This is a genomic window from Streptomyces sp. NPDC003284, from assembly GCF_053589675.1.
The window spans coordinates 1-12,225 of sequence record NZ_JBSFSI010000005.1 but is presented as its reverse complement, the minus strand read 5'-3'; the positions used below and the strand labels follow the sequence as shown (position 1 = coordinate 12,225).

Annotated in this window: 11 protein-coding genes; 9 read left to right on the top strand and 2 right to left on the bottom strand. The window is 72.9% G+C overall.

The genetic code is table 11. The features are described 5' to 3' along the window. Nucleotides 1-119 precede the first annotated feature (119 nt). Entirely contained in the window at nt 120-569 is a 450-nt protein-coding gene (locus ACWDYF_RS12450; RefSeq protein WP_078510080.1) for a metallopeptidase family protein, read from the bottom strand. A gap of 339 nt (nt 570-908) precedes the next feature. Between ACWDYF_RS12450 and ACWDYF_RS12445 the strand changes: the two genes are divergently transcribed. From ACWDYF_RS12445 to ACWDYF_RS12410, 8 genes are all read left to right on the top strand, one after another. Next, entirely contained in the window at nt 909-1,331 is a 423-nt protein-coding gene (locus ACWDYF_RS12445; RefSeq protein ID WP_026252400.1) for a DUF3499 domain-containing protein, read from the top strand. A 193-nt stretch (nt 1,332-1,524) separates the two neighbouring features. Continuing rightward, nucleotides 1,525-2,889, top strand: a complete 1,365-nt coding sequence (locus tag ACWDYF_RS12440; RefSeq protein ID WP_389462890.1) for a phosphomannomutase/phosphoglucomutase — start codon at nt 1,525-1,527, stop codon at nt 2,887-2,889. 105 nt (nt 2,890-2,994) lie between these two features. Continuing rightward, nucleotides 2,995-3,165 (top strand): Trm112 family protein, encoded by a 171-nt coding sequence (locus tag ACWDYF_RS12435; RefSeq protein ID WP_018567001.1) that lies wholly within the window; start codon nt 2,995-2,997, stop codon nt 3,163-3,165. Nucleotides 3,166-3,657: 492 nt separating this feature from the next. Then, on the top strand, nt 3,658-4,785 hold the full coding sequence (locus ACWDYF_RS12430) for an SIS domain-containing protein (protein WP_389462889.1): 1,128 nt from the start codon (nt 3,658-3,660) through the stop codon (nt 4,783-4,785). Nucleotides 4,786-4,895: 110 nt separating this feature from the next. Next, nucleotides 4,896-6,047, top strand: coding sequence for a mannose-6-phosphate isomerase, class I (gene manA / locus ACWDYF_RS12425; protein WP_389462888.1), 1,152 nt, complete (start codon nt 4,896-4,898; stop codon nt 6,045-6,047). Between the two features lie 196 nt (nt 6,048-6,243). Beyond that, entirely contained in the window at nt 6,244-7,224 is a 981-nt protein-coding gene (locus ACWDYF_RS12420) for a cation diffusion facilitator family transporter (protein ID WP_389462887.1), read from the top strand. Between the two features lie 259 nt (nt 7,225-7,483). Beyond that, nucleotides 7,484-8,941, top strand: a complete 1,458-nt coding sequence (gene ahcY, locus ACWDYF_RS12415) for an adenosylhomocysteinase (RefSeq protein ID WP_018567006.1) — start codon at nt 7,484-7,486, stop codon at nt 8,939-8,941. A 161-nt stretch (nt 8,942-9,102) separates the two neighbouring features. Beyond that, nucleotides 9,103-9,720: a hypothetical protein gene (locus ACWDYF_RS12410; protein WP_389462886.1), complete on the top strand. Its 618-nt coding sequence runs from the start codon at nt 9,103-9,105 to the stop codon at nt 9,718-9,720. Between the two features lie 18 nt (nt 9,721-9,738). Here ACWDYF_RS12410 and ACWDYF_RS12405 read toward each other — a convergent pair whose 3' ends face one another. Next, nucleotides 9,739-10,764 carry an RDD family protein gene (locus ACWDYF_RS12405; protein ID WP_389462885.1) on the bottom strand — a complete coding sequence of 342 codons (1,026 nt, stop codon included), beginning with the start codon at nt 10,762-10,764 and terminating at the stop codon, nt 9,739-9,741. Between the two features lie 131 nt (nt 10,765-10,895). Between ACWDYF_RS12405 and ACWDYF_RS12400 the strand changes: the two genes are divergently transcribed. Beyond that, complete coding sequence (locus ACWDYF_RS12400; protein ID WP_389462884.1) at nt 10,896-11,903, top strand: stage II sporulation protein M; 1,008 nt, start codon at nt 10,896-10,898, stop codon at nt 11,901-11,903. Nucleotides 11,904-12,225: the final 322 nt, after the last annotated feature.

Genomic DNA, 12,225 nt, shown 5'->3' with positions numbered 1-12,225 from the left:
GGCTGACAGCGCTCCGCGACCGGCCGCGCACGCACGGCTGACATCCAGTGCGGCGCGGCGCGGCCGGTGCCGTGCAGCCGATGCCGTGCAGCCGATGCCGTGCGGCCGGTGCCGTGCGGTCAGTCCTCGCCGTAGCGCGGGTCGACCGTCTCCGGTGTCAGGCCCAGCAGTTCGGCCACCTGCTCGACCACGATCTCGTGCACCAGGGCGGCCCGCTCGTCGCGGCCCTTGCTGCGGATCTCCACCGGACGCCGGTAGACCACCACCCGCGCCGTCTTCCCGGCCTCCGCCGGGAAGGCGTCCCCGAGCGGCACCGGTTCGTCGCTCCAGGACTGTCCGGGCCCGGCCGGACGCGGCACGTCCAGCACGAGGAAGTCGATGTCGGCCAGTTGCGGCCACCGCCGCTCCAGACGCTCCACGGAGTCCTGCACCAGGTCCGCGAACACCTCGGCGCGGCTCGCGGCGAGCGGCACCTGGGGCGGTGCGATCGGGCCGCGCATGCCCCGGCCGTGGCGATCACGTCGGCGGGGCCCGGGGCCTGCGGCACGGGGCGGTACACGGTTGTCCATCACTGGTGAAGGGTAGTCCTCGCGACCCCCGCCCGCCTCGTTGCGGACACCGTCCCGGCACCGTGCCGTCCGGCCGCGCCCACCGCCGCGGGGCCCGGCCGTCCGCCCGCGCGATCCGTACGGCAACCGGTCACCCGGCACCGGATCCGGCCAAGCTCGGACTCGATTGCGTATCTCTCCGAGGCCGCCGATCTCAAGGCAATTGACGGTGTTTGTACCTACTCGTGACCGGAACAAGGGGTGTTCGGGATCCCGTCATATGCCGTCAACGCTGGTCAGTAAGGTGGTGTTGAAGGAGCATGTGGGGTGTTTCACAGCACGACACGGTGGAGTGACCTGGTGGAGAGTCGTCGCGGCCCGCTCAAGAGTGCGGTACCGTCCAACGTCGTGAGCCCTGTACGTCGCTGTTCGCGCACCGCTTGCGGCCGTCCCGCCGTAGCGACGCTGACGTACGTCTACGCCGACTCGACCGCCGTCCTCGGCCCGCTCGCCACCTACGCCGAGCCGCACTGCTACGACCTGTGCGCCGAGCACTCCGAGCGCCTCACCGCCCCGCGCGGCTGGGAGGTCGTCCGGCTCCTCGACGGTTCGGCTCCGGCCCGGCCCAGCGGCGACGACCTGGAGGCGCTCGCCAACGCCGTGCGCGAGGCGGCCCGCCCGCAGGAGCGCGCGGCCGAAGCCGGCGGCGGCGCCCGCGGAGCCGACCCGATGGAGGTCGCGCGCCGCGGCCATCTGCGGGTCCTCCGCTCACCGGACAACTGACAAAACCGTTCACCACGGCCCGAGTCGGGGATCCGCGCACCGCCCGCCCTCTCCCTTCCCCACGTCCCGCGCGCCGCGTCCCGTGCGGTCGGTGTGTCCGGCGGCACTCGTGCCGCACCCGGTTCATGCGCGGGCCGCACTGCCCGGGACGGGTAGTTTGTGGGGACCGACAGGGACTTCAGAAGGGTTGGCCGTGGCTGCTGATCTGTCGCAGATCGTCAAGGCGTACGACGTGCGCGGGGTGGTCCCGGACCAGTGGGACGAGCCGCTGGCCGAGCTGTTCGGAGCGGCCTTCGCCCGGGTGACCGGGGCGAGCGCCCTGGTCACCGGCCACGACATGCGGCCCTCCTCGCCCGGCCTGGCCCGCGCCTTCGCCCGCGGCGCGGTGCGCTGCGGCGTCGACGTCACCGAGATCGGGCTCTGCTCGACGGACCAGCTGTACTACGCCTCGGGCGCGTTGGACCTGCCGGGCGCGATGTTCACGGCCTCGCACAACCCGGCCCGGTACAACGGCATCAAGATGTGCCGCGCGGGCGCGGCCCCCGTGGGCCAGGACACCGGCCTCGCCGAGATCCGCGAACTCGCCGAGCGCTGGAGCGAGTCGGGCGCCCCGCAGCCGGCCGACCGCCCCGGAGCGGTCACCCGGCGGGACACGCTGGAGGACTACGCCGCCCATCTGCGCTCCCTCGTCGACGTCAGCTCCATCCGCCCGCTGAAGGTCGTCGTCGACGCGGGCAACGGCATGGGCGGCCACACCGTCCCCACCGTCCTGACCGGTCTGCCCGTCGACCTCGTCCCGATGTACTTCGAACTGGACGGCACCTTCCCGCACCACGAGGCCAACCCGCTCGACCCGGCGAACCTCGTCGACCTCCAGCGGCGGGTCCGCGCCGAGGGCGCCGACCTCGGCCTCGCCTTCGACGGCGACGCCGACCGCTGCTTCGTGGTCGACGAACACGGCGACCCGGTCCCGCCCTCGGCCGTCACCGCGCTGGTCGCCGCCCGCGAACTGGCCCGCAACGGCGGCCGGGGCGCGATCATCCACAACCTGATCACCTCCCGTTCGGTCCCCGAAGTGGTGAAGGAGAACGGCGGCACCCCCGTCCGCACCCGCGTCGGCCACTCCTTCATCAAGGCCGAGATGGCCCGTACCGGTGCGATCTTCGGCGGCGAGCACTCCGCGCACTACTACTTCAAGGACTTCTGGAACGCCGACACGGGCATGCTGGCGGCCCTGCACGTCCTCGCGGCGCTCGGCGGCCAGGACAAGCCGCTGTCCGCCCTGGTCGCCCGCTACGACCGCTACGAGGGCTCCGGAGAGATCAACTCCACCGTCGCCGACCAGGCCGCCCGCCTCGCCGCGCTCCGGTCCGCCTACGCGGGCCGCGACGACGTCACCCTCGACGAACTCGACGGCCTCACGGTCAGCGCCGCCGACTGGTGGTTCAACGTCCGCCCCTCCAACACCGAACCGCTGCTGCGGCTGAACGCGGAGGCACGCGACGAGGCCACGATGGCCAAGGTCCGCGACGAGGTCCTGGAGATCATCAGGGGCTGAGCGGCCACCCCGCCGGACCCCGCCACCGGTGCCCCGACCGGCGGTACGCTGACCAGGCACGTCCGTACAACCCCATACGCACCCCGCGTCCCGAAGGGAACACCCATGCCGCTCGAAGCCGGCCTCCTGGAGATCCTGGCCTGCCCGGCCTGCCACGCCCCCCTCAAGGAGCAGGACACCGAGCTGATCTGCACCGGTGAGGACTGCGGTCTGGCCTACCCGGTCCGCGACGGCATCCCCGTCCTGCTGGTGGACGAGGCCCGCCGCCCGGCCTGACCGCCGCCACGGCGCCGGGCAGCCGCGACCGGACACCCCGAGGAGTCCGGCGCCCCGGGACCGAACCGGTCCCGGAACCGGCGGAGCCGAGGACAGGGGCGGACCGAGCACCGGGGCGGCGGACCGAGGGCCGAGGCGGACCCGAGGGCCGACCGGCCCGGGACCGACGGAACCGGCAGGCGTCCACCACCCGGTCGTACGGCCCCCGCACGGGTCCAGCGATCCCGGACGGACGGTCCGCAGGGCCGGAGGCCCGGCCCACCCGGACGCAAACCGGGACCCCGGCCCCCCCGGACGCAAGCCCGGCCCACCCGGACGGGAACGCGGCCCGGACACGGGACGACGGCGACGCACCGTCCGCCGCCCAGCCGTCCTCAGGTCACGCCGCCCCCGCGCCGCCCGCCCCGCCGCCGCGACGATCCGCCGTCCCGACCCCCCGCCGTCCAGACGCCCCGGTGCCCGGCGATCGGCACCGATCGGAGGCTGCCGCACATGATCGACGAAACGCTGCTCGACGCCCCCGAGGCGCTCGCCGACGCCGACCACCGCGGACTGCTCCGCGGCGCGGCCGAGGCCGGAGCCCGCGTCCGCACCGCCGCCCGGCACGCCGCGGAGGCCGGCGTGGCCGACCTCCGACCGGACGGCCGCCCCCGCGCCGTCCTGATCGCCGGACCGGGCGCCGCCGCCACCCACGCCGCCGACCTGCTCGGCACCCTCGCCGGCGCCGGCAGCCCCGTCACCCGGCTGGCCCCCACCGGCGTCGCCAGTGCCTCCGGCGCCCTGCGCTGGGAACTGCCCGGCTGGGCCGGCTCCGTCGACCTCCTGCTGATCGCCACCCCCGACGGCACCGAGCCGAGCCTGTCCACCCTCGCCGAACAGGCGTACCGGCGGGGCTGCACGGTCGTCGCCGTCGCCCCGGCGGGCACCCCGCTCGCCGAGTCCGTGGCAGGCGCCCACGGCCTGTTCATCCCCATGGCGACCGCCCCCTACGACCACGACGAACCCCTCGCCGGATCCGCGCCCGGCGTGCTGTGGGCGCTGCTCACCCCGCTGCTCGCGCTGCTGGACCGCGTCGGCCTGCTCACCGCGCCGCCCGACGCCCTGGAGGCCGCCGCCGACCGGCTCGACCAGATCGCCGAACGCTGCGGGCCCGCCATCGCCACCTACAGCAACCCGGCCAAGACCCTCGCCGCCGAACTGGCCGACGCCCTCCCGGTGATCTGGACCGAGGGCGTCGCGGCCGGTCCCGCCGGCCGCCGGTTCGCCGCCGGGCTCGCCGAACTGTCCGGCGTCCCCGCCGTTGTCGCCGAACTGCCCGAGGCACTCGCCGAACACAGCGCCCTGCTCGCCGGTCCGCTGGCCGCCAGCGCCGACCCGGACGACTTCTTCCGCGACCGCGTCGACGAACCGCCCGCGCTGCACGCGCGCGTGGTGCTGCTGCGCGACCGCCCGCTCGGCGGCCTCACGGCCGCGCCCGCCGCCCGTGACCTGGCCCTCAGCCACGACACGCCGATCAGCGAGCTGGAACCGGAGCCCGGCGGCGAGATCGAGACCCTCGCGGAACTCATCGCCGTCACGGACTTCGCCGCCGTCTACCTGGCGCTCGTCTCCCGGTCCTGAACCGCCGCCCGCACACCGGACACCCGTACACCGGACACCCGGACACCGGACATCCGGCACCCGGCCGGCCCGCCGGGTGCCGCATCGCAGAGAGAAACACAGAGAAACACATGGACCGCCTCGACAACACCGTCCGCCCCTACGCCTGGGGTTCCACCACCGCCATCCCGCACCTCCTGGGCGTGGAACCGAGCGGCGAACCGCAGGCGGAGATGTGGATGGGCGCCCACCCCGGCGCCCCCTCGCGCACCGGACGCGGCACCCTCGCCGCGGTCATCGACGCCGACCCGGAGCGGGAACTGGGCGCCGAGGCGGTCGCCAGGTTCGGCCCGCGCCTGCCCTTCCTGCTCAAACTCCTCGCCGCCGGAGCCCCCCTCTCCCTCCAGGTCCACCCCGATCTGGACCAGGCCCGGGAGGGTTACGCCGACGAGGAGCGCCGCGGTGTCCCGGCCGACGCCCCGCAGCGCAACTACAAGGACGCCAACCACAAGCCCGAACTGATCTGCGCGCTCACCGAGTTCGACGGCCTGTGCGGCTTCCGCGCGCCCGCCGAGGCCGCCGCGCTGCTCGCCGCCCTCGACGTGGACTCCCTCAAGCCCTACGTCGACCTGCTGCGCGCCCGCCCCGAGGAGGCGGCCCTGCGCGAGGTGCTCACCGCGATCCTCACCGCCGACCCCGCGGAGACGGCCCGCACGGTCGGCGAGGCCGCCACCGCCTGCGCCCGCCTCGGCGGCGACCACGCCCCGTACGCCGGCATCGCCCACCACTACCCGGGCGACCCCGGCGTCCTGGCCGCCATGCTCCTCAACCACGTCCGGCTCCAGCCCGGTGAGGCCCTGTTCCTCGGCGCGGGCATCCCGCACGCCTATCTGAACGGCCTGGGCGTGGAGATCATGGCCAACTCCGACAACGTCCTGCGCTGCGGCCTGACCCCCAAGCACGTCGACGTCCCCGAACTCCTGCGCATCGTCCGCTTCGAGGCGGCCGACCCCGGTGTGCTGCGCCCCGAGGCCGCCCCGGACGGCGAGGAGGTCTACGAGACGCCCATCGACGAGTTCCGCCTCTCCCGCTACGTCCTCCCCGAGGGCGCCCCGGCCCACGATCTCACCCTGGCCACCCCGCAGATCCTGCTCTGCACGGCCGGTTCGGTACGGGCGGGCGAGGAGGAACTGACGCCGGGGCAGTCGGTGTTCGTCCCGGCGGGCGAGAAGGCCGAGGTGTCCGGCACCGGCACGCTCTTCCGCGCCACGGTCGTCGTCTGACACCCGCGCCCCGACCGGCCACCGGGCCGCCGCGGACCGTCCCGTCCGCGGCGGCCCGTCCGCCGTACCGGTTCGCCGTACCCGCCTGCCGTGGTCCGCGGTACCTGCCCGCCGTACGGATCCGGCGCACCGCCGCCGGACGGGGCTGCAACAATGACCCACCGGCAGCACGAAGGCGAAGGGACAACGCGGACAGATGAGCGCGTCAGGCGGCACCAGGGCGATCGTGGCGGCACTCGGCGCCAACCTCGCGATCGCGGTAGCGAAGTTCGTGGCGTTCGCCTTCAGCGGCTCCTCGTCGATGCTCGCCGAGGGCGTGCACTCGGTGGCCGACTCCGGCAACCAGTTCCTGCTGCTGGTCGGCGGCAAGAAGGCCCAGCGCGAGGCGACCGAGCAGCACCCGTTCGGCTACGGCCGCGAGCGCTACATCTACGCCTTCCTGGTCTCCATCGTGCTGTTCTCCATCGGCGGCATGTTCGCGATCTACGAGGGCTACGAGAAGATCAGCCACCCGCACGAACTGGAGAACTGGTACTGGCCGGTGGCCGTCCTCGCCTTCGCGATCTGCGCCGAGGGCTACTCCTTCCGCACCGCCATCAAGGAGTCCAACGAGCTGCGCGGCAAGCTCTCCTGGCCGCAGTTCATCCGCCGCGCCAAGGCACCCGAGCTGCCCGTGGTCCTGCTGGAGGACTTCGGCGCCCTGATCGGACTCGTCCTCGCCCTCGGCGGCGTCGGCCTCGCGCTGCTCACCGGCAACGGCGTCTGGGACGGCGTCGGCACCGTCTGCATCGGTGTGCTGCTCGTCCTGATCGCCCTCGTGCTGGCCGCCGAGACCAAGTCGCTGCTGCTCGGCGAGGCCGCCGGGACCGACGTGATCGAGCAGATCAAGGACGCCACGGTCGACGGCGACACCGTCACAGGCATCATCCACATGCGCACCCTCCACCTCGGCCCCGAGGAACTGCTCGTCGCCGCCAAGATCGCGGTCCAGCACGACGACACGGCCACCGAGGTCGCCGCCGCCATCGACGCCGCCGAGTCCCGCATCCGCGCCGCCGTCCCCATCGCCCGCGTCATCTACCTCGAACCTGACGTCTACAGCGCGGCCGAGGCCGCCAGGGGCGCCGATCCGGAGGCCACCCCGGGCGGACCGAACCCGCACGCCACCGGTCACTGACGCGCCGGACGGCCGGATCCGGCCGGAGGCGGACTGGGGGCCGCCGGGTACCGCGGTGTAGCTTGGGTCAGAGCCAGACGTCGCTGCTGATGGCGGTCGGGCGGCCCCGGAGCGGGCCGACCGAGGGAGAGAGGGCCTCCGACGGACTGCGCTGCGCGCACGCGGGCAGGCATGCCTGTGTCCTGAGGGGCGCCTTCGTGCCCGCCGCCGCGCAGGTCAGCCGTACCCACCTCGACCCGATCCCGAGGAGCAGCCCGTAATGACGACTGTCGACAACCGGCAGGACTTCAAGGTCGCCGACCTGTCCCTGGCCGAGTTCGGCCGCAAGGAGATCACCCTCGCCGAGCACGAGATGCCGGGCCTGATGGCGATCCGCAAGGAGTACGCGGAGCAGCAGCCGCTCGCGGGCGCCCGCGTCACCGGCTCCCTGCACATGACCGTCCAGACCGCCGTCCTCATCGAGACCCTGGTCGCCCTCGGCGCCCGCGTCCGCTGGGCGTCCTGCAACATCTTCTCCACCCAGGACCACGCCGCCGCCGCCATCGCGGTCGGCCCGAACGGCACCCCCGAGAACCCCCAGGGCATCCCGGTCTTCGCCTGGAAGGGCGAGAGCCTCGAAGAGTACTGGTGGTGCACCGAGCAGGCGCTGACCTGGCCGGACACCCCCACCGGCGGCCCGAACATGATCCTGGACGACGGCGGCGACGCCACCCTCCTCGTCCACCAGGGCGTCGAGTACGAGAAGGACGGCAAGGTCCCCTCGGTCGACACCGCCGAGTCCGACGAGCACCGCGTCATCCTCCAGCTGCTGACCCGCACCCTGGGCGAGAACCCCCAGAAGTGGACCCAGCTGGCCTCCGAGATCCGCGGTGTCACGGAGGAGACCACCACCGGCGTGCACCGGCTGTACGAGATGCAGCGCGACGGCACCCTCCTCTTCCCCGCGATCAACGTCAACGACGCGGTGACGAAGTCGAAGTTCGACAACAAGTACGGCTGCCGGCACTCCCTGGTCGACGGCATCAACCGCGCCACCGACGTCCTGATCGGCGGCAAGACCGCCGTCGTCTGCGGCTACGGCGACGTGGGCAAGGGCTGCGCGGAGTCCCTGCGCGGCCAGGGCGCCCGGGTGATCGTCACCGAGGTCGACCCGATCTGCGCCCTCCAGGCCGCGATGGACGGCTACCAGGTCACCACCCTGGACGACGTCGTCGAGACCGCCGACATCTTCGTCACCACCACCGGCAACAAGGACATCATCCTCGCCTCGGACATGGCGAAGATGAAGCACCAGGCCATCGTCGGCAACATCGGCCACTTCGACAACGAGATCGACATGGCCGGCCTCGCGAAGATCCCCGGCATCGTCAAGGACGAGGTCAAGCCGCAGGTCCACACCTGGACCTTCCCGGACGGCAAGGTCATCATCGTGCTGTCCGAGGGCCGCCTGCTGAACCTGGGCAACGCCACCGGCCACCCGTCGTTCGTGATGTCCAACTCCTTCGCGGACCAGACCCTGGCCCAGATCGAGCTGTTCACCAAGCCCGACGAGTACCCGACCGGCGTCTACGTGCTGCCCAAGCACCTCGACGAGAAGGTCGCCCGCCTCCACCTGGACGCGCTCGGCGTGAAGCTGACCCGGCTCCGCCCCGAGCAGGCCGCGTACATCGGTGTGGACGTGGACGGCCCGTACAAGGCGGACCACTACCGCTACTGACCGACCGCAGGCACCACTGACCGATCCCGGGCGCCGGGCGAGCCGCACCCGCGGCCCCGCCCGGCGCTCCGGTTCCCCGGTCCTCCGGGACAGGCCCCCGCACCCCCGTGCCGGGGGCCTGCCCCGTTGACCGGACCGGCCCGTCAAGCCCCAGGAACCCCATGCCCCGCGGCACCTATTCGCTCCACGATCCGCACGATCACACCCCCTTCGCCGAAGAACACTTCCAGTGCGCACCAGGCCCCTCGGGCTGGCGCTATGTCTCCCAGGTCACCGCCCCTTCGGGCGAGCACCGCGGCTCCGTCGACCTCGCCCTCGACGAACTCGGCCGCCCCATCCGCCTCGAACTCCACGCGGGCGGCTGGCAGGTGCGGGGCGCCGCCCTCGACGGCGTCACCTGGGTCCGCACCGACCCCACCGGGACCCACGCCACCGAAGGCAATGTGCGCGCCCACGCCTTCACCGGCACGTCCCCCGCGTTCCTCGTCGCCACCGCTCGTCTCCTGCGCCTCACCCCCTCGGCCTCCGCCACCCGCGTACGCCTCGTCACCTTCACGGATCCGGTCCTCGCCCCCCGCACCGTGGACCAGTCCTGGGCCCTGGTGAAGAGAGAAGCACACGCCACTGACAACGGCCCCCTGACCGTGGACGAGTACCAGGTCACAGCCCTGGACACCGGGGAACGGCACACCGTTCACCTCTCCGGCGACGTCGTCCTGGCGGCCCCCGGCATCGAACTGGAGGACCTCAGGTCACCGCCGTCCGCCTTCGACGCCTGAGAGCCGCACGGACCGGCCCTACGCGGGCGGCACGAACCCGGTCGCGGGCCGCCGCGCCGCCACGTCCGCCATGTCCGCCGCGTCGGAAGGCGCCGGAGACGGCGAGAGGGCAGGAGAAGCAGGCGGGGAAGCCGGGGAAGCCGGGGAAGGCGGGGACTGCGGAGAAGCAGGCGGGGAGAACGGAGAAAACGGGGAAGAGGGAGAAGGAGAAGAAAGAGACGGAGCCGGGGAGGGTGCGGGCGGCGTCTGCGGCGCGACGAAGGCACGAGCCGCCTCGGGCCCGCCCCCGGCGGGAGAGTGACCGAACGCCCGCCGGGCCTCCCGTACCTGCCGCTCCTGCAACACCGCGGCCAGGTACATCGCCGGCGGCACCCCGGGCGGTACGGGAACACCGGTGAGCGCGGAGAGATCGGTGGCGAGCCGCTGCGCGAGGTCCCAGCCGGCCCGCGGGTCCAGCTGCTGCATCCGCGTCAGGTACTGCCGCACGGCCAGCCACAGCCCGTCGGGCACCGCCGACAGATCGAGGGCCGAGAACCGCCCGGCCAGCCAGGGCGGCGGCGGTGGCACGGCGGACATCCGGCCGGCCGCCGTCCGCTCGCGCACCACCAGGGTCCCCGCGAACACATCGCCCAGCCGCCGGCCCCGCGCCGAGACCAGCGAGGCGATACAGGCGACGACCCCGAAGGTCATCAGGATCTCCACCACACCGATCGCCCCGCGCACCAGCGCGTGCCGGAACCTGATCGGCCCGCCGTCGTCCCGGACGACCCGCAGCCCGCACGCCAGCTTCCCGAGGGACCGCCCGTGGCTGAGCGTCTCCACCGCGATCGGACCGCCCACCAGCACCAGCAGGAAGGCCGCGATCGACAGCGCGACCTGCGCCGCCTCGTCCAGCGAGGCCGTGGCGACCAGCAGCCCCACGCTCACCAGGATGTAGGCGGCCACGGTCACAGCGAGGTCGAGCAGGACGGCCAGCGCCCTGCTGGGCAGTCTCGCGGGGCGCAGCTCCAGCGCCACCGCCTCGCCCGTCACCAGCTCACTCACGCTCTGCCGCCCTTCCCTGGCCTGCCCCGAGAACCGCCAGTCTGCCAAGCTGAGGGCCGTCGCGTCGCAGTAGGACAAGCAGACACATCCGACGGACCGCCGACCAACCAGCCGAGGAGCAGGCAGACACGATGGACCTGGACGTCTTCGTCTCCGCCCACCGAGCCGAGTGGGACCGCCTCGAAGCGCTGCTCGCCCGCCGACGCCGCCTCACCGGTGCGGAGGCCGACGAGCTGATCGTCCTCTACCAGCGTGCCGCCACCCATCTGTCGCTCATCCGCTCCAGCGCCCCCGACCCGCTGCTGGCCGCCCGGCTCAGCCAGCTCGTCGCCCGCGCGCGCGGGGCGGTGACCGGGACCCGGCGGGCCTCGTGGCGCGACGTCACCCGGTTCCTGTTGGAGGGCTTCCCCGCGGCGGTCTACCGGGCACGCCACTGGTGGGTTCCCACGGCACTCCTGTCCACCGTCGTCGCCGTACTCCTGGGCTGGTGGATCGGCACCCACCCGGCGGTGCAGGCCACCATCGCGGCTCCCAGTGAGCTACGGCAGCTCACGCGCCCCGGCGGTGAGTACGAGACCTACTACTCGGACCATCCCGCGACCGCCTTCGCCGCGCAGGTGTGGACGAACAACGCCCAGGCCGCCGCGATGTGCCTGGTCCTCGGTGTGTTCCTGGGACTGCCGGTCCTGTGGGTCCTCTTCGAGAACATGCTCAACCTGGGCGTCGGCATCGGCCTGATGTCCTCGGCCGGACGCCTGGACACCTTCCTCGGCCTGGTCCTCCCGCACGGCCTGCTGGAACTGACCGCGGTCTTCGTGGCCGCCGGTACGGGACTGCGCCTCGGCTGGACGCTCATCGACCCGGGCCCGCGCACGCGTCGCGCCGCGCTCGCCGAAGAAGGACGGGCCGCCGTGGGCATGGCCATCGGACTCGCCCTGGTCCTGTTCGTCTCCGGCGCCATCGAAGGCTTCGTCACCCCGTCCGGCCTGCCCACCTGGGCCCGCATCGGCATCGGCGTCGTCGCCGAGGCGGCGTTCCTGACCTACGTGTACGTCCTCGGCGGCCGAGCCGTACGCGCCGGCGGTACGGGAGACCTGGCGGCAGCCGAGCGAAGCGCCACCGTGCCGACGGCCGCCTGATGTGCGTTTCCGTCCGCTGAGCTGCTAGTGTCCTCTTCGCCCCACCGGAGCCGTTGACACGGAGCGGGTGGGGAGGTAGATTCGAACAGTTGCCTGGAGCTGACCTACTGGTCCGGCAGGCGGGCAACGGTGAACATCTATCCGCTTCCGGAGTCATTCAGATTCCCGAGAAGCCCCGATGAATCGGAAAACGAAGCCCGGTCAGACCGGCTCCAAACTTCTGATAAAGTCGGAACCGCCGGAAAGGGAAACGCGGAAGCGGGAACCTGGAAAGCACCGAGGAAATCGGATCGGAAAAAGATCTGATAGAGTCGGAAACGCA